At 41.6% G+C, this 25,819-nt stretch carries 27 protein-coding genes; 6 read left to right on the forward strand and 21 right to left on the reverse strand.

Annotated features, from left to right (window positions below):
• Window positions 1-103: IS3 family transposase (locus tag AC1DLI_RS33265; RefSeq protein ID WP_477607401.1), on the forward strand; the 103-nt coding region annotated here is incomplete at its 5' end.
• Between the two features lie 325 nt (window positions 104-428).
• Here the strand turns inward: AC1DLI_RS33265 and AC1DLI_RS33270 are convergent.
• The 12 genes from AC1DLI_RS33270 to AC1DLI_RS33325 all read right to left on the reverse strand — a co-directional run bounded on the left by AC1DLI_RS33270 (window position 429) and on the right by AC1DLI_RS33325 (window position 12,311).
• Window positions 429-878 (reverse strand): cell wall hydrolase, encoded by a 450-nt coding sequence (locus AC1DLI_RS33270; protein WP_364147396.1) that lies wholly within the window; start codon window positions 876-878, stop codon window positions 429-431.
• Window positions 879-1,186: 308 nt separating this feature from the next.
• A complete protein-coding gene (locus AC1DLI_RS33275) occupies window positions 1,187-2,065 on the reverse strand; it encodes a protein kinase family protein (RefSeq protein WP_477609835.1) in 879 nt (292 codons plus the stop codon).
• A 314-nt stretch (window positions 2,066-2,379) separates the two neighbouring features.
• Window positions 2,380-5,364, reverse strand: a complete 2,985-nt coding sequence (locus tag AC1DLI_RS33280) for a S8 family serine peptidase (protein ID WP_477609837.1) — start codon at window positions 5,362-5,364, stop codon at window positions 2,380-2,382.
• Between the two features lie 217 nt (window positions 5,365-5,581).
• On the reverse strand, window positions 5,582-6,574 hold the full coding sequence (locus tag AC1DLI_RS33285; RefSeq protein WP_477609839.1) for a nucleotidyltransferase domain-containing protein: 993 nt from the start codon (window positions 6,572-6,574) through the stop codon (window positions 5,582-5,584).
• Between the two features lie 22 nt (window positions 6,575-6,596).
• A complete protein-coding gene (locus tag AC1DLI_RS33290; protein ID WP_477609841.1) occupies window positions 6,597-8,354 on the reverse strand; it encodes an ABC transporter ATP-binding protein in 1,758 nt (585 codons plus the stop codon).
• Complete coding sequence (locus tag AC1DLI_RS33295; protein WP_477609843.1) at window positions 8,351-8,803, reverse strand: signal peptidase I; 453 nt, start codon at window positions 8,801-8,803, stop codon at window positions 8,351-8,353. The genes AC1DLI_RS33290 and AC1DLI_RS33295 overlap by 4 nt, the downstream gene beginning before the upstream one ends.
• The gene (locus AC1DLI_RS33300; RefSeq protein ID WP_477609845.1) at window positions 8,793-9,059 is read right to left on the reverse strand and encodes a PqqD family protein; all 267 of its coding nucleotides are present in this window, start codon (window positions 9,057-9,059) and stop codon (window positions 8,793-8,795) included. The genes AC1DLI_RS33295 and AC1DLI_RS33300 overlap by 11 nt, the downstream gene beginning before the upstream one ends.
• Window positions 9,059-9,841 carry a hypothetical protein gene (locus tag AC1DLI_RS33305; protein WP_477609847.1) on the reverse strand — a complete coding sequence of 261 codons (783 nt, stop codon included), beginning with the start codon at window positions 9,839-9,841 and terminating at the stop codon, window positions 9,059-9,061. The genes AC1DLI_RS33300 and AC1DLI_RS33305 overlap by 1 nt, the downstream gene beginning before the upstream one ends.
• Window positions 9,842-9,938: 97 nt before the next feature.
• Window positions 9,939-10,109, reverse strand: coding sequence for a hypothetical protein (locus tag AC1DLI_RS33310; RefSeq protein ID WP_477609849.1), 171 nt, complete (start codon window positions 10,107-10,109; stop codon window positions 9,939-9,941).
• Window positions 10,110-10,657: 548 nt separating this feature from the next.
• Window positions 10,658-11,029, reverse strand: a complete 372-nt coding sequence (locus AC1DLI_RS33315) for a hypothetical protein (RefSeq protein ID WP_477609851.1) — start codon at window positions 11,027-11,029, stop codon at window positions 10,658-10,660.
• A gap of 291 nt (window positions 11,030-11,320) precedes the next feature.
• On the reverse strand, window positions 11,321-11,632 hold the full coding sequence (locus tag AC1DLI_RS33320) for a hypothetical protein (RefSeq protein ID WP_477609853.1): 312 nt from the start codon (window positions 11,630-11,632) through the stop codon (window positions 11,321-11,323).
• 217 nt (window positions 11,633-11,849) lie between these two features.
• On the reverse strand, window positions 11,850-12,311 hold the full coding sequence (locus AC1DLI_RS33325) for an SMI1/KNR4 family protein (RefSeq protein WP_477609855.1): 462 nt from the start codon (window positions 12,309-12,311) through the stop codon (window positions 11,850-11,852).
• 315 nt (window positions 12,312-12,626) lie between these two features.
• On the opposite strand from AC1DLI_RS33325, the gene AC1DLI_RS33330 reads away from it, so the two are divergent.
• A complete protein-coding gene (locus AC1DLI_RS33330) occupies window positions 12,627-13,307 on the forward strand; it encodes a copper amine oxidase N-terminal domain-containing protein (RefSeq protein ID WP_477609857.1) in 681 nt (226 codons plus the stop codon).
• 658 nt (window positions 13,308-13,965) lie between these two features.
• On the opposite strand, the gene AC1DLI_RS33335 is transcribed toward AC1DLI_RS33330, so the two are convergent.
• The 6 genes from AC1DLI_RS33335 to AC1DLI_RS33360 all read right to left on the reverse strand — a co-directional run bounded on the left by AC1DLI_RS33335 (window position 13,966) and on the right by AC1DLI_RS33360 (window position 19,611).
• Window positions 13,966-14,634, reverse strand: a complete 669-nt coding sequence (locus AC1DLI_RS33335; protein WP_477609859.1) for a DNA alkylation repair protein — start codon at window positions 14,632-14,634, stop codon at window positions 13,966-13,968.
• A 133-nt stretch (window positions 14,635-14,767) separates the two neighbouring features.
• On the reverse strand, window positions 14,768-15,235 hold the full coding sequence (locus tag AC1DLI_RS33340) for a hypothetical protein (RefSeq protein WP_477609861.1): 468 nt from the start codon (window positions 15,233-15,235) through the stop codon (window positions 14,768-14,770).
• 193 nt (window positions 15,236-15,428) lie between these two features.
• Window positions 15,429-16,382, reverse strand: coding sequence for a glycoside hydrolase family 43 protein (locus tag AC1DLI_RS33345; RefSeq protein ID WP_477609863.1), 954 nt, complete (start codon window positions 16,380-16,382; stop codon window positions 15,429-15,431).
• Window positions 16,383-16,441: 59 nt separating this feature from the next.
• Entirely contained in the window at window positions 16,442-17,245 is an 804-nt protein-coding gene (locus AC1DLI_RS33350; protein ID WP_477609865.1) for a carbohydrate ABC transporter permease, read from the reverse strand.
• A 46-nt stretch (window positions 17,246-17,291) separates the two neighbouring features.
• Window positions 17,292-18,188, reverse strand: coding sequence for a carbohydrate ABC transporter permease (locus AC1DLI_RS33355; RefSeq protein ID WP_419873338.1), 897 nt, complete (start codon window positions 18,186-18,188; stop codon window positions 17,292-17,294).
• A gap of 85 nt (window positions 18,189-18,273) precedes the next feature.
• Window positions 18,274-19,611, reverse strand: coding sequence for an ABC transporter substrate-binding protein (locus tag AC1DLI_RS33360; protein WP_477609867.1), 1,338 nt, complete (start codon window positions 19,609-19,611; stop codon window positions 18,274-18,276).
• 262 nt (window positions 19,612-19,873) lie between these two features.
• Here AC1DLI_RS33360 and AC1DLI_RS33365 point away from each other — a divergent pair, with 262 nt between their 5' ends.
• From AC1DLI_RS33365 to AC1DLI_RS33375, 3 genes are all read left to right on the forward strand, one after another.
• Window positions 19,874-20,944 carry a GntR family transcriptional regulator gene (locus AC1DLI_RS33365; RefSeq protein WP_477609869.1) on the forward strand — a complete coding sequence of 357 codons (1,071 nt, stop codon included), beginning with the start codon at window positions 19,874-19,876 and terminating at the stop codon, window positions 20,942-20,944.
• A gap of 76 nt (window positions 20,945-21,020) precedes the next feature.
• Entirely contained in the window at window positions 21,021-21,188 is a 168-nt protein-coding gene (locus AC1DLI_RS33370) for a hypothetical protein (protein WP_477609871.1), read from the forward strand.
• A complete protein-coding gene (locus tag AC1DLI_RS33375) occupies window positions 21,172-21,363 on the forward strand; it encodes a hypothetical protein (protein WP_419873335.1) in 192 nt (63 codons plus the stop codon). The genes AC1DLI_RS33370 and AC1DLI_RS33375 overlap by 17 nt, the downstream gene beginning before the upstream one ends.
• A 536-nt stretch (window positions 21,364-21,899) precedes the next feature.
• On the opposite strand, the gene AC1DLI_RS33380 is transcribed toward AC1DLI_RS33375, so the two are convergent.
• The gene (locus tag AC1DLI_RS33380) at window positions 21,900-22,355 is read right to left on the reverse strand and encodes a GNAT family N-acetyltransferase (protein WP_477609873.1); all 456 of its coding nucleotides are present in this window, start codon (window positions 22,353-22,355) and stop codon (window positions 21,900-21,902) included.
• Window positions 22,356-22,824: 469 nt separating this feature from the next.
• Between AC1DLI_RS33380 and AC1DLI_RS33385 the strand changes: the two genes are divergently transcribed.
• Window positions 22,825-24,171: a glycosyltransferase family 2 protein gene (locus AC1DLI_RS33385; RefSeq protein ID WP_477609875.1), complete on the forward strand. Its 1,347-nt coding sequence runs from the start codon at window positions 22,825-22,827 to the stop codon at window positions 24,169-24,171.
• 447 nt (window positions 24,172-24,618) lie between these two features.
• On the opposite strand, the gene AC1DLI_RS33390 is transcribed toward AC1DLI_RS33385, so the two are convergent.
• Window positions 24,619-25,239 (reverse strand): hypothetical protein, encoded by a 621-nt coding sequence (locus AC1DLI_RS33390; protein WP_477609877.1) that lies wholly within the window; start codon window positions 25,237-25,239, stop codon window positions 24,619-24,621.
• A 188-nt stretch (window positions 25,240-25,427) separates the two neighbouring features.
• Window positions 25,428-25,819: HAD family hydrolase (locus AC1DLI_RS33395; RefSeq protein ID WP_477609879.1), on the reverse strand; the 392-nt coding region annotated here is incomplete at its 5' end.

A 25,819-nucleotide genomic window follows, 5' to 3' on the forward strand; every position in this document is an offset into this window, starting at 1 on the left:
ACGTGTCGCTGATTACGTAACCTACTACAACTCCGAGCGGTATCAGTGGACATTAAAAAAGATGACCCCCGACGAATTCAGAGGTCATCTCCTTGCTAGCTAAGCTCTAGGCTGTTTTCTCAACTGTCCACAAATAAGGTCACAGTTCACTGATTGCCGGCAGCTGTCTTATTGTTGTTCTAATGTTACCCGTTAGCTTAATCTTCTTCCGATACTACTTGAAATTTGATAAAAGCTCACCTTTGATTATTTAAAGTTTGGATTTGCAACTACTTTTAATTGATCACCTATTTTTTCACAGTCAGGTGAGGACTCTTATCAAGAAGAGGCTGTGCTTCTTTTAAGGCAACTTTTCGTAGTCGATGGCATACCAAAGTGTTTTTTATCTGCCATTGAATGCCTTATGGCATTCGCCCTTATAAAGTTTTTTATCGGTAAATTTCCGCGCATTCCGTGCTTGTTGGTTGGTAAAAACAATGATTTTTCCAAGTACCCGCGAGCGGTTGACCGTACCACATTGCGGGGCAAGCTTGAGATGTTGGCCCCCACGGATTGAAATACCACAGAGAGTATTTTGAAGGCCATTCTCGCCAGCCTTTTATGGTCTGTTCAGCTAGCCGCCGCTCTCGTTCCCGTGTCTTCAGATAAAAATCGGGTTCTAATATGGCGTCGAACATGGCATCGCCATTCATATAATGATAAATAACATCATTAATATTGTTGACGTTCTTGAAGTCCGAACACCTGACTACGGCCCGATTAATCACGACAGCGCCAACCGTTAACATACCCTTTTCGCCTTCCGCCTGTGCCTCGCCCCTCATAAGCCGCGCCAACAAATCAACGTCAGACGACCTATACTTAACCCTCGCACCCATGGCAAAACCCCCTTTAACTGGTTAACACACTATATTCACATTTTGGCAAAATGACCGTTGGCGTGCGGGGCGGGTCACATGTGTGTCAGGGTGTCAAAACTTAAAAAAGCAGCCGATCGTTTGGCCGGCTGCCGCTGTGTAATAATGGTTGAACTATCGTCTCCCGTTAGCTTAATGGGTGAGGCCGCGGGCCCTCTAGCTCACGAAAAATGGAGCAGTTGCTGAATGCGAACTGCTCCACAGATCTAACGTACTCTGTATAATTGAGTAATGACTGTCTAATTGGCATCTATATACGTATTAATTATTTATTCATTTTTAGCTTGATCCCAAGCTTTTTTAAAATCGATAATACTCTCATATCTTTGCTCTCGTTCCTTACTAATTGCTCTTAAGGCTACTTCGTAAAGGGATCTATTTGCTTCCCATTTTGAAAAAGATTGATCCATCTCACCACCGAGTAATCCAAATGCGATAGCTCCCATTGTGAAAACATTCGTTTTTGAATCAATAGGAGCTCCTAATGTAAATTCTTCTGGAGATTTGGATCGTCTTGCTCCCCAAAAATTCTCTCCCATATCATTGACAGATGGAGTTTCTCTGTAAAAATCAATATCGCAGATTTTAGTAATATCCTGAGAAAAATCATACAAAATACTGCCGTCATAGAAATCGACGGCTACATACCCTTTTGATTCGACATTTCTGTGGAATTCATAAATGGCATCTAATGAATGCAGCCTTTTCTCAACCGGTAACTGTTTGTATTTATAGAACGGTGAATCAGGATGAGTATGTTTAAATGCTTCTCCTACAAATAACCAATGTGAATGCAAGCACTCACCATTAAACCATTCAAAAATGGCAGCATACCCGTTTTCGGTTTCAAAATGATCAACAAGCTTTATTAGATGCGGATGTTCTAAGGTTGTGTATAGTGGTATTGCAGTTGATAGTCGTAAGACTGCATCCCGAGGGTTTCCGGAAAATTCAATTGGTTTACAACCCGCATACTTAACAAATCGCTTTTTGCCATCCTTCTCAATTCCGAAACAAATGTTTCCAGAATCCTGTTGATCAAACACGCAAAAAACTTTGCCCAGCGATTGTAGCCATGAAAAATCGTGTTGGTCTTGAAGTTCAAAAGTAACATTGTCAATCTTGTACATTATTGGTTGTTGGTTCATTTAGTCTTCCCCTCAATCTAGGGAAATTCACGTAGTTTACAGGGCTATTTATACGCTATCCCCTTATTATATTCATTTGCCCTATTATCACTAATATGTCTTTTCATAAGACATCACTCCTCTCATTAACTCAATAAATATACCATAGTTATCCAAGCATGGTAACTATGTAATTGATTATAACTAATCTGCCCGTTAGCTTAATGGTTGAGCAGCTGATTTATTGCAAAAATAGCCTGCCTGAACGGTATACAAGTTCAGGCAGGCTATTTTTTGTGTCACAACATATCAAACATTCTGTTTCATATACGTTTTTATCCAAGGTTATTTTTCGGCTTGTTAGGCTTCACCTTTCTCATATCAACGGTATATGCCGGTTCCAGTACGCCATTATTGGCAATGTCATAGACATAGACTTCAACCGGTTTAAGCCCGGGTTTAAGCGGAATCGGAACACTAAAGCTGCCATCCGGGGCTATAACGCCATCCGCTTGCACCCAGCCTTTATCATAGTATAAAGCGGCAACTCCAATCGCTGAATAATCGCCGAACAGGTCAATCATAAAATCACTCTCAATATGTCCGGTAATCGTGCCTATGCCATTCTGTGCAGTGACAGCCGGATTAGCCAGTTTTGAGACCGGTGCGTTCACGTCAATGACAAATGGAGATGCCTGTTCCTCCAGCGGTACGGCTGCCGTATCGTCTCCAGCCCAAGGAATGATCACATAAAAACCTTCCTCTAACGGGGCAGAGCCTGCGTCATTCGTTACGATGCCGTCCCAAGCTTCAATCGTATAGCTTCCGGGATCGATGCCATCGCCAGCCTCTGCAATAGTTCCTTTCCATTGTGAAGTAACGGCGTCGTATACATCTAATGAGAAATAGGATGAAGCCAAATTCACTTTGAACGCAATACCCGTCGTATCCGTCATCCCATCACCATTCGGCGAGAAGAAAAGAGGGTCAAGCGCTACATTGGATATAGCATCCGGTATGTCAGCCTCGCCAACGTATACGGCGAATGGAACTTGGAGGGTATGCCCTCCTCCAGCTTCGGTCAATACAATTTCACCCTCGTAACGTCCGTCGGCCGCATTTTGGTCCACTTGCAGGGTTATATCAAATTGAGTCGAGCTTCCGGCGTTTACTGAGACGTTATCTTGGCTGGCTGTAATGCTACCGGCGGAAGAACCGTGCCAAGTCGAAGTGATGGTGTAAGAGGAAGCGGCTCCGGCAATATCTTTTACGGTAATGGTTCTCTTATCAAGCGCACCGGCATCCTTCTGTCCGAAGGAGATGCTTCCGGTGAAATACGGCATGCTCTCCAAGCTTGGCACCGCGGTCGTTGCTTGTTCCACCATAGCTACCACTTTCGCTTCAATCGTATGCTCGAGGTCTGCTCTGCCTGCCCCTTGTTCCATATGCGAATAGCGTTGGCCTTCACGGTCGGACAATTGGAGTGCGTTATTCATCAATAAGGACTTTACTTCAAACGGATCCATCGAGCTGTCCTTCTGTAATAACAGCGCAGCGGCTCCAGCGATATGAGGGCTAGCCATACTCGTTCCTTGCAAATCGGCGTAGGCATCCTCATAGTTTCCGTCAAAAGCAGGAACCGAGGAGCGAATCGCCACGCCAGGGGCCGAAATATCCGGCTTGATCGTCAATCCCGGCAAAGTCGGTCCGACCGAACTGAATTCCCCCATTAAGTCCTGCTCAAGCTCAATGCCAAACGTAAACGGGTATGACTCCGCCGTATCTGTTTGAGCTTTGAGAGCCAGTCCATCTTCTTGCAAAATGCTCATAGTAGGGACATAATCGCCTTCCGTTCCTAAGGTGCCGCCAAAGTTTCCGGGTTCATTGTTATAAATAATAACGGCGACAGCACCGGCGGCTTGCGCATTCAATGACTTCTCGGCAAAAGAGATCGAGCCGCGGGAGATTAAAGCCGCTTTTCCAGTCAAATCTTTGCCTTCAAAATCCTCAGGAGTGCCTAATCCGGTAAATACTAGATTTAAATCTTGACCTTTCAAATCTCCTAACTCCGGAGAAAATGTCATAATGCTCGCAAAAACCTTCTCTACTCCGTCCGCTTGTATAGTCGGAACATTGAGCGGCGGCGAGGAAGCTCCGACAGATATAACCATATCCGCTGTTGCCGGGGAACCGACTGTATAGGAGTCGGGTCCGTCGTTCCCGTTCGATGTAACGGCAACAACTCCGCCGAGCATCACATTATTCAGTGCAATGGAGGTTGCGTCATACTGATCGTTTACGCTGCTCCCTAAGGATAAGTTAATGACATCCATGTCATCCAGAACGGAACGCTCTATAGCAGCAATAACATCCTCCGTTGATCCAGTACCGCCGGGCCCTAGAACGCGATAAGCATATATATCGGAGCCATACGCTACACCGCGCACCCAACCTGTCCCGCTATCAGGATTGAGAGGATCTCCCCGGCCCGCAATCGTACCCGACACGTGCGTGCCGTGGTCTGTAGCTGCCTCCGGATCTTCCGGATCCGGAAGCGTCTCCATCGGATCTGAATCATCGTCTACAAAGTCGTATCCACCTTTATAAGCGGAAGCTAAGCTGGGATGATGATAATCGATTCCAGTATCCAATACGCCGACCTTAATTCCGGCTCCGTCCAAGCCAAGATCCCAGTAGAAATCGGATCCCATAAAAGGCGCGCTTTCATCCATATTCGGCGTGATACTATCCATTGGAGACACCTTATATTCTATATTCGGATAGATGGCTTTTACGCCCGGCAGCGTTAACAGGCTGTCCACTTTATTGGCGGGTATCTTTAAAGAGTAGCCGTTAAATACATGTTTATATTGTCTCTTCGGCTTTGCGTTTATTTTGGCCAAAGCTGCAGCGAAATCGGCTTGTTCCGCGGATAATTCACTTTGATGGACCGCACCGGATTTCTTCAGACCTTTCTTTGCTTTCACTTGATAAACGGAAACGGGGTCCGTCTTCAACTCGGCAATGACTTCGACAGGCTCCGTGCTGTCCGAAGCAGGAACATAATTTTGCGGCTTGATCGTCTGCGTTATAATAGCATTATTATTGCTGCTTGCCTGTTGCTTCATCGCTTCCAATTTCAATGAATGATCGAATGGCGAAGCATTATTTGCCGATGGCAGTGTCAATTGGTCAGCGTGCAGGGAAGAATGAAGGAGCTTTGCTTCGGCAGCCGTTCCAACTGCTGGGGAAATGAGAGAAAATAGAATAGCGAACAGGAATGAAAGGGCCAATCCTTTTTTTCTAAACTTTTGGTACATCTAATCCCTCCAATACCATTTTTCTGAAAACAAACGGACTACACTATTCCCTTTAATCCGAATGTCACCCCTTTCCCCTACCGACTTGTACTGTTTCAGTGTAAATGATGAATTTTAAATAATTTGTTGAAATCTCTGAAAATTGAAAAATAAGTAGATTTCCCTATAATTTGGCGCGTGACTCCGACAAAAAAAGCCCATCCCCTAATGAGATGGACTACTGCTTATAAGCGATGAGCCAGTTATATGCTTCTTTGAAACTATGCCGGAGGTTATCGTAGCTTAAAAATTGGTAATCTATAAAATCCAAATATTTCGAAACCCTCTTCTGTTGAAGCCTGTCGTTACTATACCGGAGCATGCGCTTCCTTTTTATCGGAAGTTCCTTCATGTTGTCTAACATCGGATACGATTCATAGACAATGGATAATGTCCGAACGAGCCTTTTTCTCGTTTGATGCGCCGAGGCATCTTGAAACAGAAGATCATAACTAAGGCTGTCTTTTAAAAAATAGAGCATTTGGATAATATCGATAAAATATTTAGGGGATTCTAAATTATGTCTCCACCCGTGCAAGCAAATCATATAGAAGGCATGATAATCCGATAATGCCATGACATAGCTGTATTGTTTGAAGGGGACCGCGCTTTTCCAAAAAGGCTCAATCTTAAAATTCGAGGTCATTTCTTTTACGATATCCCAATGAATCTCCACCGTGAATGGTATGATGACCCCCGGTATCCGTTTGCTGAAGCTGATATGAAAGTGGGATGGAATCGGCTCTTGTTCGATCTGAAAGCCCAAAGATTTAATGCAATCGACCGCCCGCTCAACGTCTTCTTTTCTAACCAATAGATCAATGTCCGAAGTTCCCCGCGCGCCTATATGACCAAAATATTTTTCAGCGAAGTATACTCCTTTTAGCGGAATGACCTTCATCTGTATTGCCTCAAACCTTTGAAGGATCCGGTCTGTTTGATTTTTAATGAACAAATTCAGATGCAGCGCTTCGTTATAATTGTTTTTCAGCCTATCCCGGAAAACCAATGGTGTCTCTTCAAGCCGGCCTTGTTGTTTCAACAAATAGAAGATTTGAGAAGAGACCGCAGATGCTTCAATTTCCTCAATCGCTTTCTTATAAAACTCTACATCTTCCGTTAGGCTGCAGCTCCGGTCATACAGCGCATTTATAAGTTGATTGATGGCCAACAACTCTCTTCCCTTCTAATTACTATGCATTCACGGCCAAAGGATTTGTCGCACTTGATGGATTGGGAGTCCGTATTTTATTCAGCTCGCTGTAAAGCCCTTGTTCATTGATCAACTCATGGTGTTTCCCTATTTGCATGATTTTTCCTTGATCCAAAACCACGATGACATCCGCATGTTGAATCGTGGATATTCGATGGGCAATGATGAGCGTCGTACGGTTTTTCATTAATCGGTCTAGTGCATCCTTTACTAAAAATTCCGTTTCGCTGTCTAAGGCAGAAGTTGCTTCGTCTAATAATAGGATCGGGGCATCCTTGAGGATCGCTCTTGCAATCGATATTCTCTGTCTTTGTCCGCCTGAAAGCCTTACCCCTCTTTCCCCAATCTCCGTGTCATAGCCTTCAGGAAGAGCTGTAATAAATTCATGGATATCTGCGCTTTTGGAGGCATGTATCATTTCTGCTTCGGAAATGCCCGGGCGTGCCAGCATTAAATTTTCCCTGATCGTTCCACTGAACAAAAAGGTTTCCTGAGGCACATAAGCAATCGAGTTTCTCAGCCCGGAGAGGGTAATATCCTCTATTGAAGCATCGTCTATAAGAATAGAACCCGATTGGCATCTATAAAATCCTTGAAGCAGATTAAATAAGGTAGACTTCCCCGCCCCGCTTGGACCAACAAAGGCTACGACTTGACCCTTTTGAATTTGCAATTGAAGATGCTCAAACACGTTTTTTTGTCCGTCATAACTAAATGAAATATCATCGAATAGGATACGTCTATGCAGAAGCGGCGTAGGAACAAAGGAAGGAAGCTCTTTGGACTCCACGGGTTTATCGAGCAGGTTGATTATACGCTCTATCGCGGATAGCGATCTTTGATAGCTTGCCCACTGTCCGGCAAGACCTGTTAGGGGATTGACCATACGGCCGACAAGCGTAATAAAGGATAATAATGCGCCGATCGTAATGACGTTACCGGAAACAAAATAGGCTCCCGCAACAAAACTGGTAAGAAAGGCGCTGGCCCCAACGGCCTCCCCTCCTGCATAGAACCATCCACGCAACTTGGCATCCTTTAGCTCTAATGAATAAAGGTCTTGATTCATACGGGCATATTTTGCAAAAAACAACTTCTCTAATGTAAATGAGCGAATGACAACAAAGCCTTGAAACGTGTCATTAAGGCTTTTATTAATGCTGCTGATCATTGTATGGATGAGACGGCTATTGTTTCGAAGCAGCCACCCGAATACGGCACCGCCTATGACAGCGACAGGAACAACCAATAGACTAAGCAGGGATAACTTCCAGCTAATTTGAACCAAGTAAATAAAGGATGCGATAGAGATAACAGGATACCTGATTAAATTGATTAATCCCCTGCCTACTATTCCATCCACATTATGAATCTCATTCGTAAAATGGGATAATAATTCACCTGAGTGGACATTCGATACATGGTTTCCCGGCAGAAGCAAAATATGTTTATATAAGTCCAAATTCAGATCCCTCTTCACTGCGTTAACAGCTACGGTTTCCAGATACGTATCCATGAAATTTGTGGAAATACTTATTGCCGTTATACCGACTCCAGTAAAAAGCAGCCCCTTGAGACGGTCGAAATCACGATGAACCGCTGCATCCGTTAAACTCCCAATAAACCAGGCATACGCCAATATTAACGAAATATCGATAACCATTAGCATAAACAGGGCTATATAGGCCTTTTTGTGCTTCAGAATATAGGGCTTTAATAGGTAAAACGTTCTTTTCATTTCCCAGAACACCTTCTATTCAAGTAAGCTCGCAATAAGACAGACAGGATCGGGAACGCAACAATCATTCTGCTCCAAAGATGAACAAATACGCTCGGCACCTTGATCCTGTGCTTTCCTTTATTTATTGAAGCCAGCTTGCCGATAAGCTGCTCCTGACCGACCGGTTCATCCGCTCCAAAATTCGTATCGCCCTTTAGCACGTATGTAACCTGTTCATGTATCGATTCGATAGACAGCAGACGATGAGCAACCAAGCAGCCTGATAAAGTATGAAACAATATAATTTCACCCTTTTTCAGCTTCATAGCTTCACATGAAACAAAGCGGCAAATATTCCCTTGTTTGATAAGGGGGTACATGCTTGTGCCTTCTGCCGGAAGCTCCACCCACCCCTGTTTCCGTATAACCTCTTTAAGCAAATAACAAGAGGTTAAATTAGCTGGCATGCCGGATTAATTCGCAATCCATTAAATGAGTTACAAATTGCTCAATATCCTGCTCGATTGCTTCGTCCTCTATAGCATAATGGGTTCGAACGGTTTGAATAATTTGCTGGATCGTACATGCCTCGTGCAGCAGCGACCAACAAAAACCTCCAACCTCATTGAGGGTCGTTACCATAAAAGCATCTGAATTCAAAATTACGGACTCCCCGTCAAGCTCCAGCACCTCGAATTTTTCCTTATGAATATAGCTTGTCATTAGGAAATCAGCTCCCAAAATGTATTGTTCTTTTGAAAATGAAGCTCATAAACCGGAATTTCGTTCACGACCAGCTTTAATAAACGAAAGATTTTAGCCGGCTCCTCCGCCCTATAGGACCAGAAAAACACTTTATCCGTTATGTGCAGCAGAGCCTCGGACTTCTTCAGCCTCAACCTTTTATTGGAAAGTGACTGTTCTAATAATTGAATGCTGGCTACCGGACGGTTTTCTAGATGATCCGTTGACTGAAGCTCGCTGCGGAAAGGTGAATTAAAAACCGTGATGCTTTCTTCGGTGATTTTCAAGATTGTTGCTTCGTCCGATAAAAGCTTTCTTGGATATGATAATTTAGCGGCGGTTGATTTCCCGGCACCGGAATGACCCGTAAAAATATGCGCCCGGCCCTGTTCAATCACACAGGAGGAGTGGATTAAAAGTCCCCAGTCGAGATGGACGATAAATGAACTGTACAGGTTCATTAAGGCATGCTTTAGAGCTAACTCATCATGAACGGCGACTGTCGCCTGTTTATAATCATCGTCCACCTGGATGGAATAATCGGCTCTCTGGAAAGAGATTTGATTGCATTCTTTAAATATCTTTACTTCATAGTCTACAAAAGGAGAGCCATAGCCTACTTTCAGGAGGATAGTCAGGTCCGGCGGATGTACAAACGACTGATCCCATTTAAAATTTTTCTTAAGCATATGTATAGCATCGCTGGAAGCACATACGACTTGCATGAAATGCTCCCCAATTTGCAGCGTTAGCTTCTCCATCTTAAAACCCCTTAAACAATTGGATTCCAGCAGAGAGGTCATTAGATCATTAGAGTATCTACCTAGATCTAAGACCTCTCCTCTGCTACGGTTTCAATTATTTCTTATCTTTTTTCGGGCTATAAGGATCATGTTTATAATTGTCCCCATCGCTTTTTCCAGGGTCACCCGAAACAGGACCATGTCCTCTATTCCAGCTTTGAGAGGTTTCAAAGCGAATAGGTTGATGTTTTAAAACCTTTGGCGCATGGTAAGCCGGCTTTTGCATTTAATCACCTCCATCCACTTACGTTCCTTATAACGAACAATTAAGTAAAAAAATGAGCACTGATTGATGGCTTCAGCGCTGCAGTTATAAGGATAATTGCATCCTCACTTTATTATACAAGGGATTTTGTTCTTTTGAAAGAACGAATTTTGACTACTTACACAATTTACCTTATTGATGGTATACTCACTTAGCAGGCTGTCGTTATTTAGGAGGAGCATCGGTCGGACTCTGGTTTCAAAATTAGAAACGCGGACGCAGCCCAACGCTTTGGTCTAACCATGACTTTCAGCTTTGATTTATTAAAAGTTCAGGGAAGTCCAACAAACCCACTAATGATAAGTGATTGAATATAATGTTAGACATTTTATAGGATAAAATTAATGGATAGAGATTTTGGAAACCATCCGAATCTCTATCCATTTCTTTTGGGTAATTTACTGATTCATAATGTTGTTGTAAATGTTAGTTGAAAATTAAGTATTTCCTGGAGTTGTCCGCCGCTGTTTTATAGGCCTAACGTACCCGTTAGTTTAATAAAAAGGGAGTTATCTGATTGAATACCTGGTTATTTTTCCTGCCACTGTTTGCGGTGGATTTGATTGCATGACCTCACCTACGTCTTTTCCATCCATCTTAAACGTTTTAGCTTCTATACTTACTCTTTCGCCAACACTAAGGTCTGTATACAAATTCGTATCCTCAATGTGATATAACATTAAATCAGTTCCGTCTTTCATAAAATCAGAACGGGATTTCGTTTTTGAATCTTCTTCAGAAATATTCTTTGCAACTAATATCATCGGAATGTTACTGTCGGTTTCTTTTCCAATGATATAATCGCCTTTTTCTGATTCTGAGCTGCATCCAATTATCAATCCAACAACTGCAATAATTAATACTAAGAATGTTCTTCTCATTTTTGTCCTCCATATGGTTTGTTACGTTCAATAATTGTTACGCTTTATTACAATCATTTGTTGCGATTCTTAAGTAGATAATACATGTACTAACGCATTTACTGTTAAACTAAACTGCCAGTTAGCTTAACGAAAAATGGAGCAGCTGCCGTAGCAAATTGCTCCTTATTTGTTGAACTATCGTTCCCCGTTAGCGTAACAAAGGACGACTGTGCTTTAAACTCAAACACATATTCTAACGGTTTTTCTATATGGAGTTAGATTAAAACAAGTATCGAAACATACAAATATTTATTTCATGTTATAAATCAAATCAATAAACTCTTCCAATATTAACTCTATTTCATTTACTGATTCTGTTTCTCTTTGAAACAACGGCGGTTCCTCCCAATTATCATCTTTAATCAATTTCACAATAAAAATATCATTTTTACCTCTGCTGTATGAACCTACATCAATAAGATATTGTTTTTCAAAATAATAAACTGCAAGTAGATCCTCAGATAAAAACCTCTCATATTCCTCAGGTGAAATATCCTCTGTAAATCTGTGCATGTAATTAAAAAAAATCTTTCCATCCCTAAAATCAAAATTTTCAAGCATCTTCACACCTACCTTAAATATCCGTTGTAAAGCTGGATGGCCATAAATCGTTCTTAGTTTCTAATAGTCGCAACGATACAGACGAGTTTTTAGAAGCATGGTTGCAGCAAGGATCGGTGTAATTATCGGAACTATCCTGCCCGTTAGCTCAACGAAGCTGCCGATTTATGCCGGCAGCCTCGTTCTGGTGACAGTTAAGCTATAGTGTACCTTTAGTTCAATCAGGCCACTTTATAGCTGCATGCTTATAAATTGAATCAGAAAGAAACTCTTCAAACGTATCAAAGAGCGTAATTATCCCCTTAGTACTTCCCTCATACCATTCTAAAATCGGTGGATTATCCCCTCTGCTTAACTCAAAAAATTTAATTTCATAGCCCTGATGCATTGAGAATACAAAAGAACTCTCAGGCATCAATATCGGGTGATTATTCTCGCGCAATAATTCCTTGGCCTCATACTGAAGTTCCTTTAATTGTGAAAACCTCATATCTGTACCTTGAAACAATCTTCCCGAATTATGACCAACAGCAAGCAAGTATTGCCGATAAGACCCCGGTAACTTGATTGCCATTTCTTGCTCAAGTGACTTTATTTCTGTTTCGCTACACCCTTCAAATGGACGAACAGTATGTAAATTCTCATCATACAGAAGCTTTAACAAATGATCACTTTTCACTAATAAACCTGCTTCCTAGTGGTATATCTCATAATTCGGGAAGAACTCATATAATTCCTTCATTAACGTAAACTGTCCGTTAGTTGAGCGCAGGGCTGCCAAGTGACAGCCCTCTCGATGTTGGACTATCGCTACCAGTTATCTTAATAAGGACTGAGAGCAGCTGCCGCATGAACTTCTCCCTATTTGTTCAACTATCGTTTTTATTCAGCTATTGCCGTGTCACATTAGATTAACGTAACCTTTTAATGAACTTTGCGTCTATAAGTTGTAGAAATTAAATCCAATTTTTAGAATAGGAGGGAAACTTCGTTAATGAACAAAAAAGTAATTCTTACCGTTTTGTGTACTCTTCTGTCGATAAGTTTGATTTTCGGAGTAGCGTATGCAAGCGGTGGAATAAAAATTGTTGTAAATGGTAAAACCGTTGCAGCGGATGTAGCGCCAAGAGTGATTAACAACCGAGTTATGGTGCCAATCAGCTTTGTTTCCCAGGCTCTTGGAGCGGATGTCACATGGGATCAGAAAACGCAGATGGTTGGAGTTAAGAGCTATGGAATTGCGCCTGTGGATGTATGGAAAGATGATTTATCTAAGTTGAGTCGATTTAATATGTCGTCTATTAACAACACTGTTCAGGTATTTATGACTGGGATGGACTCTAGACTTAATGATCTTTTTAATAAATCAGTGATGACCGGATTAGAGACTGATTTTTCAAAAGATCCCTTTATTCCAATGGGACCGCAGATGTTGTCTACACAAATTACAGATATAAGAGCAATAAATGTAGCTCCAGGTAAACCTTTTGAGTTTCAGGTTAAAGTAGGAGTACAAACTTGGTGGGATGATAAGCCAGCTTTAGATTATTGGGATATTACAGTGATACAGCATCATCAGGATAATAAAATGGAGTTTTTAGTAAAAAAATTTGAACGGACTACCTCAACACCGGTTGAAGAAAACCGACTCTTTCCGGGATATATCATTAAGTAATAATTCGATTTGAACACAAAAAAAGCCTCTAGAAGGGGCTTCTCCTGCCGCCATTGGAGTCGTAATAACACGGGTAATGGTTTAACCGTTTTCCAGTGTCACTACTGCGATTTCAACAGCGGCCTGCTTGGTTTCAGTAACAGCAAGTGATAGAACCTTGTATGTTCAACCTTCACCACTCCACTACACGGCAACTAAGTAGAGATACGCGCATATCCTATTCCTAAGGTCCGTAGTAATGGAAAGAGTGGTTGTTATTTAGCTATCGTTCCCCGTTACTTCAATTAACTTCAATTAATCCATCATCCTTACTTCTTAAAACTGGCTTCTGATGTCTGTAGAAAATAAAGCATTAGACTGGATGCCTTGATTCCATGCGGCTTTTAGAATTGCCATGCGGCAGCCCTTATAAAATAAGTATTAGACTGACCCTTGAAATTGAAGAAGCGAAAGCCAAGGACAAGAAAATAAAGTCCTAGACTGTCGCTTTTTCATTCAACAAACGTTACCCGATTGTTGAACATCACATTAGTCTTTTGAATAGTATTATTGTACTGCTTTCTTTATTTTTCGGTCCAAGCCTATTACAATTTTCATAATTAAGGATTTGAATTCCTTTATTTTTTACATTAATCCTTAATAAATTTTTCAAAGGTAACTAATTATTTTGTCGTTTGTTAACTTCAATCGTAATGAACTCCGGTAAATAGCTCGGAGTACATCCTTTTGCTACTATTTCATCTTTGTAAAGACCCGTTTTCTCACCAAGTTTAATACAACGTGCCCGATTCTTTTCATCATAAACGCCTATCCAGCCTGCGGTGAAATTCATAGCCCATTGAACTTCCGGTTCTTCCTGCGTAATATTAGCTTCTAATGTAGATAGTAAGTCTGCGGTGTTATCAGGCGGTGTTTGTCCAGTCCATCTCAATCGCGCTTGATAATACCAGAAAGCTCGCCTTTGAAGAGCAGAAGGGCTATTTTCCCATGACTCCATCAATGCAATTGTCTTCTTGTCTTTGGTGAGCTGATTAGCCATTAACCAATCCATTAAGTTATTTCGCTCATCAAAAGTGTGAGTCTGCATATCCTTCTCAAGCTTATTTAGCACTTCTTGTGAAAGAAGTTTTTTATCCATAATTAAGATTGCTAATAGTCTGGGCAAAAACTCTTCGGTTGACCAAAGTTCCATAGCTAGTTCGTGATCTTTTTTAATGTCCTTTGCGATTTTTCGTAAGTCGCCTAGCTTAGTTTTACTATTGATCTGAGGTAGAATGTTTTCTGCTTTTGAAGAACGTTTTATTTCTGTACCTTTATTTTCATTCATTTTATACAACTCCTTTATTAAAGCACTGTTTCATAATATGTCCTTGATGGGATATATCAAGAACTTAATTTCGTTATAAGTCTTATTGCAGTGGTGTGCCTCCAAATTTTACCTTTTTAATATTGTAACATTATTAAAGCTTTCTCCACCTATAATCATGACTTATGCAGTTCATGAGATTAATCGGAAATTGTGAGAATCTATGCTTGAATAAACCGGCCACATGGTCATGGAGAGATGAGAGATGCTTGGGCCTGTATGCGGATATAAGACTTGCAAAGCGTCGTGCTTCTGTGTCAAAATCGATGTAGATTCGCTTTAAACCCTTGTGGTTTCTTATGCGAACCTGGCAACGAGTGTGGAAGAGACCGCGAACCATTTCGCCGTGGGTGTGGCTCTCATCACTCGTTTTTTCTTTATTCACTCGCCGCCAATCGAATTTTTTATAACTCGGTTCTTTGTTGGCGATAATTGTTTGTTTGAACAGGCGCTGTTCGACGCCAAGATACCGGGGACCGATCCCGCCTAATTGCCGATCGATTTCTTGAAGAGTGTGCGTTAGCCGCTGCTCTTCCTCCGGATGAATGCTCTGAACGGACATAACTACCTCCATCAAATGTGTGTCATTTACTAACCGTTTCGATATAAAAAGGATAATTAGAGTACCATTTTCAGACCGACTATGCAACAGACAATACCATAAATTACGTTCCGTGGACGAAACAAACGGCCTCGAAATGATCGAGGCCGCTGGAACATACCGGTTTTCAGTTATATCCGAGTAGAACAAACGATCACAGTGCAGAACGCGCATGTGCTGCAACAGAGCCGCGGAAATCGGGTCTGCCGTCTGCCGTCCACAACAGCTCCGCTACAAATGTATGGCGGTTCGGATCGTACAGCGGATCTCCTACAATGTCCTTGTACGTTCTTGCGTGGAACACAAACAGCGTCTTCTCACCATCCGCTGACACCGTGAAGTTATTATGACCGGGACCATAAATAGAGATGCTCTCATCTGTCGTGAGAACCGGCACTTGCGATTTGCGCCATGAGGTGGCATCGAGCAAATCCGCATCCGCATCGGCTTCAAGCAGGCCCATGCAATAATTGAAATCAGTGGCGCTAGCCGAGTAAGAGAGGAATACCCGATTACCCTTGCGGAGAAATGCCGCGCCTTCGTTCACTTTATAGCCGATGATCTCCCAGTCATATTCCGGCGTAGTAATCATCGTTTGCGGCCCAGTCAACGTCCACGGATTGCTCATTTTAGATATGTACAGATTAGAGTTGCCTTCGATTTTCGGATCCTTTTGTGCCCATACGTAATAGCGGCTGCCATTATGCTCAAAGGTAGTGGCATCGAGGGCGAAGCTTTCCCAAGCGGTACGAACCTGCCCTCTTTCCGTCCAGCTGCCTTCCAGCGGATTGGCATTTTCATTCTCCAGCACGTACATCCGATGGTCGAACAAACCATCCTTCGTTTCCGTCGTATGTGCAGCAGCGAAATAAACGTACCATTTCCCATCGATAAAATGCAGTTCAGGCGCCCAAATATTGGCGCTAAGGATACCAGTCTCGCGCTTTCTCCAGATAACAACAGGAGTTGTTGTAACAAGCCCCTCAAGGTTCTGTGCCCTGCGGATTTCGATACGATCATACTCTGGTACGGATGCCACGAAATAATAATAACCGTCCGAATGTCGGTAAATAAATGGATCAGCTCTTTGCACGATCAAAGGTTTCATGGCGTATAACTCCTTTTGTTGAACTCTCCAGCCTATCAACTGTGTCATAAGTTTAAATACTAACCTTTAACAGCACCTGCAGTCATACCGTCTATGAAATATCTCTGGAAAGCGATAAACAGTACGAAAATTGGAATGATGGAGAAGAAAGAGCCCACGATTAAAAGGTCATAGTTATTCCCATAAGGAGTTAACAAAGTTTTCAAACCGATTGGAAGTGTAAATTTACTCTGATCTCCCAGCACCATGAATGGCCACAAAAGATTATTCCAGCTATTCATACCATTCAGAATGGCCATTGCCGCAAAGGAAGGCTTCATAATCGGCATAATCAGTCTGAAATAAATCGCATATTCGTTGGCGCCATCAACTCGCCCAGATTGAATAATTTCTTTGGGTATGCTTCTTAGATATTGCCTGAAGAAGAATATCGTCCCGGCATTCGCTATACCCGGTAAAATGACAGCTGAATAGCTATTCACCATATGCAAGTCATTAATTAGGCTATACAAAGGAACCAGTAATATTTCGAAAGGCACCATCATAATGAGTAAAACACATATAAAGAGGAAGTTCTTACCTTTAAAATCATATGCCGCAAAACCATATGCAACAAAAGCGCTTACAAAAAGGGTAAAAACCACTTGAACGATTGTTAAAGTCATACTGTTCCAAAACCATACAAAATAATCATGTTGTCCAGTAAACAGATAGTTGAAATTGTCAAAGCTCATCATTTTAAAATCCAAACTTAAGTTAAGACCATATCTTATTAATGATTCACCTGGTTTAAAGGAAGATAGGGCCACTGCATAGAATGGAATCATAATTATAACGAACAGTATAATAAAGATACTAATCATGACTATTCTAGCAATTAAGTTATTCTTCGATTGACTTGCGCCTATTTTAATCCTCCTCCTTTTTGAACATTCCACTAAATTTCAACTGCGTTAAATTGATAACCATAGCAATGACTAACAGAACGATACCAACCGCAGCTGCATAACCCAGCTTATTCTTCTCAATCCCTTGTCTGTACAGATAACCGACAATGGTTAAGCCAATATTTTTCGGTGAATTGTTACCGTTAAACATCATTAAGCTCTCGGTAAACATTGCCAAACCTGCATAAACACTAATTGTCGTAACATATATCGTGGTCGGCTTCAATAATGGCATTGTAATCGCTCTAAACTTTTGCCAAGCAGATGCCCCGTCAATTGAAGCAGCCTCATAATATTCATTGTCAATGCTTTTCAAACCGGATAGATAGTACAGCATATTAACGCCTGTCCATCTCCAACATGCAAGTATTAACAGTGCCGCCATACTCCATTCTCCGTCTTTCAAGAATTTAACAGGCTCTACACCAAATAAACCTAGGAAACTGTTCATTAATGAACCTTCCATTTCGCCGAATGTAAGGCGGAAAATGGTACCCGCAACTGCGACAGATGTCAATGCAGGGAGAAAGAACGAAGATTTAAAAAACTCTCTTCCCATCATTAACTTACTGTTTATCATAACGGCGAATAACATTGGAAAGGGGATTAACAGCACTAAGGTTCCCAGCATGTACACCACGCTGTTTTTAATAGCCGTCAAAAACACTTTATCTGTCAATAATTTCGAATAATTCGCTTCACCAATCCACTTAGGATCCTGTCCCAACATCCTATCTTGAAAACTCATTACGAATGAATTTGCAAGCGGATAAGACCAGAATATTAAGAATATGAGTATGAATGGCAATACAAAAACATAAGGTGCAACTTTTTGAGAGTATACAAATTTCTTTATCATATTCTCAATCTCCCTTGACTATGATTAAACCTGCCGACTACTATACCTGCCGACAGGTTTAATCAAAATCATTTACTTATTATGTTTATTTCAATTCTTGTTCAATTGCTGCTTGTGCTTCATCCAGAGCTTCCTTCACATCTTTGCCATCCTCAAAGATAGCATTCAAAGTAACCGTATTGAAGATATTGCCGATCGTCGGTGAAGCTTTAACGGATTTTATCGCTTGAATTTCGTCTTTAATTTCATTCAAAGTATCAAATGCATTTGTTTTGAAGTATTGGACGTACTCGTTATCAGGGTTTTTCGTTACAGAATCATCTTTCCATACATCCATGTTGATTGGGTCAAATCCAAGCGTATTCCAGATTTCAGTAGTAGCTTCTTTTGAAAGCTTAGCAAAAGCTACAAATTCTTTTGCCAACTGAACGTTTTTACCACTCTTAGTAACAACTGTACCTGTACCGCCCAAACCAACGGAACGTGGGTCGCCTTCTTTAAATACAGGCAATGGAGCAATTGCATACTTACCTTTAAGATCCTTCATTTCGTTTACGAAACGGGACATATACCATTCAGGCATTAATGCACTTGCGTAGTTGCCCTTGTTGTATTCGCCTTTTGCTTCTTCTGTATCCGGTTGTCCGCCTGGGATCGTCTGAATAACATTATTCTTCTGCAGGTCAACTAACATTTCAAGCGCTTTAACCATTTCAGGCGAGTTAACTTTTGGATTGCCATTCTCATCTGTAAAATCAGAATTTTGCTGAGCAAGCAGCAGCGATTCTTGCCAAATAGCTGATGTATCAGCAGTTCCTAAGTACTTGCCAGTTTTTTCGAATACTTTGATACCTGCTTGTTTGTAATCTTCCCAAGTTTTAATCGTCTTGTAGTCAACACCTGCTTGTTCGAGAATTTCAGTGTTGTAGAAAGCAAGCGTTGCACCTACGTGATAATCAAATCCATAAACCTGGTCAGCTTTGCTGTAAATCGCGACACGTGCAGGAACGACAACGTCTTTGTATGGTGCGAAAACATCATTCAAAGGTTCCAGTGAAACGTTGTCACCTTCCAAGAATTTAGGGAATTGACCAAGCTCGATATCCGCGATATCAGGAGCACCTTTTCCACTCGTAACCGCCAATAAGAGCTTGTTATGCATATCATCATAAGGCATAACCGATACATTTAACTTAATCTGTTTGTCTGGGTTCGCTTGGTTCCATAACCCCAGCATTTTATCCAAATGCTTGCCGTGCAAATCTACGAATGTCCAGAATGACAATTCTGTTGCATTCTCACCAGCATTAGCGCCTAACTGCGTTGTTTCCGATGTTGAATCAGAAGACTTACCACATGCCGACAAAACAAGTGACAGAATAAGGATCGTAACGATAGAAATTAAAGTACTGCGTTTTTTCATTTGTTCGTCATCCTCTCTTTTTGTTGTTAAACGTTTAAAAATGGGTTGACTAGTTAGCAATGTTAATTTAAGCGGTTACAATTTAACATTGGCACCACTATCCTTAACATTGTTCTAACCGTTTAATGAAAAGACCCCTTCGTACTCCTTCTCAGATTCAGTATTGTAAGCGCTTTACATCTCGTATTATAATGTATATGCAATATGGTTTATATAACCAATTGATTATAAAATCATAAAATTTATGGGGAGATGCGGCAAGTTGAAAAAGCTGGCGCTCTACAAGCAAATTCAAGAAGATATTATGAGGAAAATTAAATCAGGGCTGCTTCGGCCAACGGACCGCATCCCTTCTGAGCAAGAACTAATGGATGAATTCAAAGTAAGTAAAATAACAGTCAAGAACGCCTTAACCCTACTAGCTGACGAAGGATTAATTATACGCGTACAAGGCAAGGGTACATTTGTCTCCGCCAACCTCGATGTTTATAACATCGATGCGCCGCCATCTTTACGCGGCGTATCGTCCTTACCACTCGTCGGCTACATCATCCCGACGATGAGAACCCGTGTTATTCAGAAGCTCGTCGACTACACGGAACAATTCCTGCAAGAAGCTGGCCTCAGCATGGTACTGAGCATCACGCGCGAGTCCTCCACTATCGAATCGAACGCCATTCGCACACTGACGGATATCGGTGTACAGGGGCTAATCGTTTTTCCGACAGAAGATGAGAAGTACAACGAATCGCTGCTGCGTCTGTCGCTCGATAAATTCCCATGCGTGTTCATCGACCGGTATCTGCGCAACATTGAGACGTACACCATTACATCTGACAATTACGGCGGTGCGTACAAGGCAGTCTCCTACTTGCTGTCCAAGGGTCATCAGCGGATTGCGCTCATCTCGCCTGAGAACGCCAATACAGTCGTCGAGGATCGCACGTTCGGCTTCGAGAAGGCGTACACAGATCAAGGCATATCGATCGACAAGAGCTTGTGGTGTCACATTCCTCTCGACATTCTACGGGGTGAGCAGGCGTTGGACTATGTAAGCGACTTCTTACAGGAGCGCAGCGGAATCACTGCAGCCTTCACCTTGACTGAGGAAACCGCACGCCTTACATCAGCCGCCATCAGTCGTTTGAACCATCACACAAACATCGAATTGCTATCTTTCGATAATCCTCATCTAGCACGCGTGGCTTATGTGCAGCAGGATGAACAGGAGATGGCACGAACAGCCGTAAGACTGTTACGTGAACAAATGGACAATATATACTCGCCGAAGAACGCTGTCATTCCCGTGCAGCTCATCTTCCCTAGCAGCTAGAGAAGGGTGTCTTCTTTGCATCCCAGCTGCATAGAGTATAGCACTATAGGATAAAGGTGGGAGCACCCTGAAAATATTGAAAGGAATCAGAGGCTTTGCGGTAGGGTTGTTGGCGGGTATGCTCGCCGTGCCGACGTTTGCCGTCACGGTCAAGCAATATCTATTGGTTAAAGCGGGTTATCCCGTGTACGTCAACGGACAAGTACACGAGTGGGGAGCAGCCAATTTTGAACTATCAAGGTAACACCTATGTTCCGATGAGATCGGTCGGCGATATTCTGGTCAAAATATCCAGCAAGCTTGTCATTGGCCAGCGGCGAGCAATTTCTCCTTTGATCCGAATTAAGTTCACTGGCTCCGCTTGCGGTTCTAAAGGTGAAAGCGAGATCCAGCCTGACCTTGAATCATTTCCTGTTTAAGTGCCGTGATAAAGGAGTCTGCATCCAGCGGCTGATTTAAGTTTTCAGTTAGACTTGGGGCTGTTCCTCCATTCCCATTATAGGAACTTCATCAGTCGTGCCCCTACCCTCACAAAGATAAATGCATTTCGGCAAATGCCTTATAGCAACCGTTTCGGGTGACAGCCCTTGTTTCAACGTCCCTTGTTTTCCAAGTCCCTTACAACCTAGCTCTTCATTCTGGACTTAGCTGTTACCTCTAGGCTATTCCCCCCTCAATAATTAGAACTTTAGTTTTACGTTCTTCGAAAGCATTTTTATAGCTGCTTTGGTATTGAAGAACAGTGCGCACAAGTCTGTTGAGTTTCTCAACAGACGCTTTTATGTCCAACTCGTCTTCTTCCAATAAAACCAACTACTTATACATACACCCCCTTAATTGTGTGAAAAACGTCCTTTGACAAATTATATCAACGATTATCCCGTTAATCTGCCAGTTAGTTTAATAAAAATGAGCAGGCCACTGCAGTGCCTGCTCATCCATGTGTGTTATTGAACTATCGTTCCCCGTTAGTTGAACAGTAATTTGAGTTATACATGTCCTTTTTCAAGTAATAATGTGTATGCCGTCCAGCATTCTGAATAGTTCCAAACACATCGAAACCTTGTTTTTTATAAAAATCTAATGCCTGGAAGCTCAACATATCAAGTTTAATAAACTCGCATTTTTTTTCTTTAGCAATTTTTTCTGCTTCCAAAAGAAGCTGTTTCCCGTAGCCTAATCCTCTAAGTTCTTCTTCAACAAACAGGTACTGTATCTCCAACCAGTTCCAACATATTTCCCCAATTAGTCCGCCATATATTTGACCGTTATCATCTTTCAAGGAAAGATTTATTTCTTGATATCTTCCTTTGAGTTCATCGGGGAAATGCATTAAGTTGAACTCAATCATCTTGCTCACTACATAATTCTTGTCATTTTTGTTTATGTCATTAAAGATGTTGAGTTCCATCCTGCTCGCTCCTGTTCAGTTAACGTCGATAAATCTCGAAGTATAATATTAAGCCTATCAGTTCTACCTTGCTATTGGGCGGTAAATAATACTTTTAATTAAACTATCCTGTCCGTTAGCTTAATAAGAAGAGCAGGTCACCGTAGCGCCTGCTCTTCTTATGTGTTATTCAACTATCGTTACCCGTTAGCTTAATCCCTTCGTTTGAACAAAACCCTTTAACTTTGAGTATTTCTCCATTGGAAATTCATACTTAACCCATTTTTCTTTGTAACCTTCTCGTCCATGTACCCTTAATGTAATAGTCAAAGTTACATCATTAGGTCGATTCTTGACAACATCTGGCTCATTTGTTCCTTCCTTCGTCACAATTTAAAGTGAATTATGGGACTTACTAGTCTAGTATCCCCTCTTAAACGCCTCCCTCTCCGAGTGTTCTATTGGAATCGAATTATTGGAGAGTGAGAAGATGCAGTCTAAATTGATTACCAACAGTATTCATGACAAAGACCTTACACGTACTGCTGAACCGTATGTGGGGAAATTTTGGATAAGCCAGATGGCGGCTATCGGATGGCTTTTATTCGTAATCTGGCTGTCCCAGCCGTGGATACATCAATTATCACAATCTACAGGCATAATCACAGCCTATATGATAATAGCGGTTATCGCTTATTTACCTGGTTATATCAGTGCATTCACTTTGACCAGCTTGTTAATGGACAAGAAAGTAAAGCTCCCTAAAGAGGATCCCTCCATTCCAATCACAATATTAATCGCAGCCAGGAATGAGGAAATGGGAATCGAAGAAACGCTTGAACACATTGCCCGGCAAGAATACTTAGGACTTATTAAAATTATACTCATTGATAACGGCTCTACGGATGGAACTGTGGAAATTGCCCGGCAAACCGCAGAGCGGACAGGTCTGAACTTGACTATTCTTCATGAGGAAATCCCGGGAAAGCACAACGCTTTAAACCGCGGCTTGAAAGAAGTAAACACTCCTTACCTGATTACACTGGATGCAGATACGTTCTTGCACCCTCTCGCCATTCGGTTTTTAGCTGCAAAGCTGCAGAGCTCAAGCCCTGATGTACATGCTGTTGCTGGCTCTCTGCTTGTACAGAATAATCGTGGTTCGTTCTTGGCCCGCATTCAGGAGTGGGAATATTACTTAAGTATCGCTTCAATCAAACGAATGCAAAGTATTTATCAATCTACCCTAGTAGCCCAAGGAGCATTCAGCATCTTTCGCTCGGATGCAGTCAAAGCAGTTGGAGGTTGGCCGGATTCCATCGGCGAGGATATCGTCCTAACGTGGAAATTTTTCGAGAATTATGGACGTGTATGCTTTGAGCCGGCCGCCATCGCATTTACAGAAGTCCCTGAATCTTTCGTCCATTTAATCCGGCAACGCAAACGGTGGGCGCGAGGAATGATTGAAGCACTCAAACAAGTTTCCCCTTGGAAGATCCAGAACCCGACAAGCCGGTATTTTACAGGACTTGATTTGGTCGTTCCTTATATTGACTTGGCCTATACCTTAATTTGGATACCGGGATTAGTTCTTTGCGCTTTCGGATATTATGGAATAGTCGGACCCAATTCCATCTTAGTATTACCTGTGACACTAATCATTTTTTATTTACTTAGTCTATATCAGAAGAGACTGTTGGGACAACTGGGCATCCATCAAAAGAAAAGCTTTGTAGGGCTGTTGGGCTTCATATTCTTATTCCCAATGATCATCGCCCCTGTGGCTCTATCCGGTTATGTGGAAGAGATTTTCAAGCAAAAACGCATATGGAAATGAATGCATGAAATTCAATTCTAGTTAGCTGAACAGGCTGCCGATATTATCGACAGCCTGTTGTCATTGTACTATCATTCCCCATCTCTAGTTTTTCAGGGTTTATCTCACATATACTCACTCATTCGCAGGATTTCATCACCTTGGTTCAGATCAATCTCTGGATGTAGCATAGATAATACAGATTGAGGTGGCCGGCTGGGCATGCGGATACAGAGGAAATATCATGAAACTTTTTTCTGCCCGTTAGCTTAATAAAGAAAGGGAGCAGATGCCGCGGCAAACTCCCCCCTTGTATGTTCAACTATCGTGTCCCGTTAGCGTAATGAAGAACGAATCAGAACGAGGGCAGGTGTGTCCGCTCGGATAGGCGATTAGCCGAATCTGATTCATATGCAGACCGAGACTGCTCATCTGCCATAGCATGAATATGGTGTTAGGTGATGTCGGTCACTTCTCTGATCTACCTGCAATAATCTCTTGTCTTAGTAGGATATTGAGTCTTTCCGGAGGATTGCAATGAGGATGATTCATAAAAATTTCTTGAGGATTCGCTTTCATTTGGTAGCCATCTTTATGCAGATCTTCAACTAGTATCTGTTTTGAGGCTTCAACATTAGAATAGTTCCCTTTATGTAATAGTTGAGCGCATAATCGATTAGGGAGACTATTCAATGATAGGTTTACTTCATTAATGTCATGTCTGTTCTTTAAGTCAGCCATAGTTATGGTAAATAGATCTTCATCAATATAGTCTGGTACCCACATCATTACTTTAAATTCCGTTCCAGTTTCCGTCTTTCTCCCCCATTCAATCTCAATGGGCATTCTACTAAAATTTTTATTGATTTCTCTTATTGTGTAATATTTTACCCGATTTATAAAACGTCCAATTGTCCAAATTTCCTTATAATCATACATGCGATAAATATCACGATCATTTACTCCCGAGGCAACCAAATACTGCATTTGGGGTATCTGATAAAAGTTGATATCCTTGTCTTTCAAGGAATAGAATTCTTTATTCAGTCTCCTTACGTCTTCCCTCACTACTCCAATGTTAATGCTCATGAGAATCCCTCCTTGAATTAAAAGCTCTTGACCGATTTCACTTAACATCGTATATACGAACTTTGCAAACTCTCCAATATTTTACATATTCGTGAATTAATTAAACTATCCTGCCTGTTAGCTTAGCGAAGGGCTACCGTGTGGCAGCCCTTCAGAATTGGAACTAACATGTCCCGTTAGTTGAACACCTATTTTTTTAACTGTGATACTATTGTTATTAGCTCAATTAAGTCATCTATGACTATATCTGCCTGAGAAAGTTCGTCGTCTTGTGCAAAATCAAAATTACATCCTATGGCAACTAAACCATTATCTTTGGCTGCATTTATATCCGATAGACGATCCCCTACAACAGCTGCATTGGTAATACCATATTTTTCAATAATACTTTGAACTAAATCTGATTTATTCATCGATTCAATTTGTTGAATACTAAAGGTTTCAGTTACCCAGTTATCCAAATGATAATAACTCACAATTGCTTTTAAATATTCGGTTAAACCATTACTTGCTATGTAAATTGAAAAATCATTCTCTTTTAAATGACTAAAAACTTCTTTTACATTAGGATATAAGGCAC

Source organism: Paenibacillus sp. 01T443 (assembly GCF_056398325.1).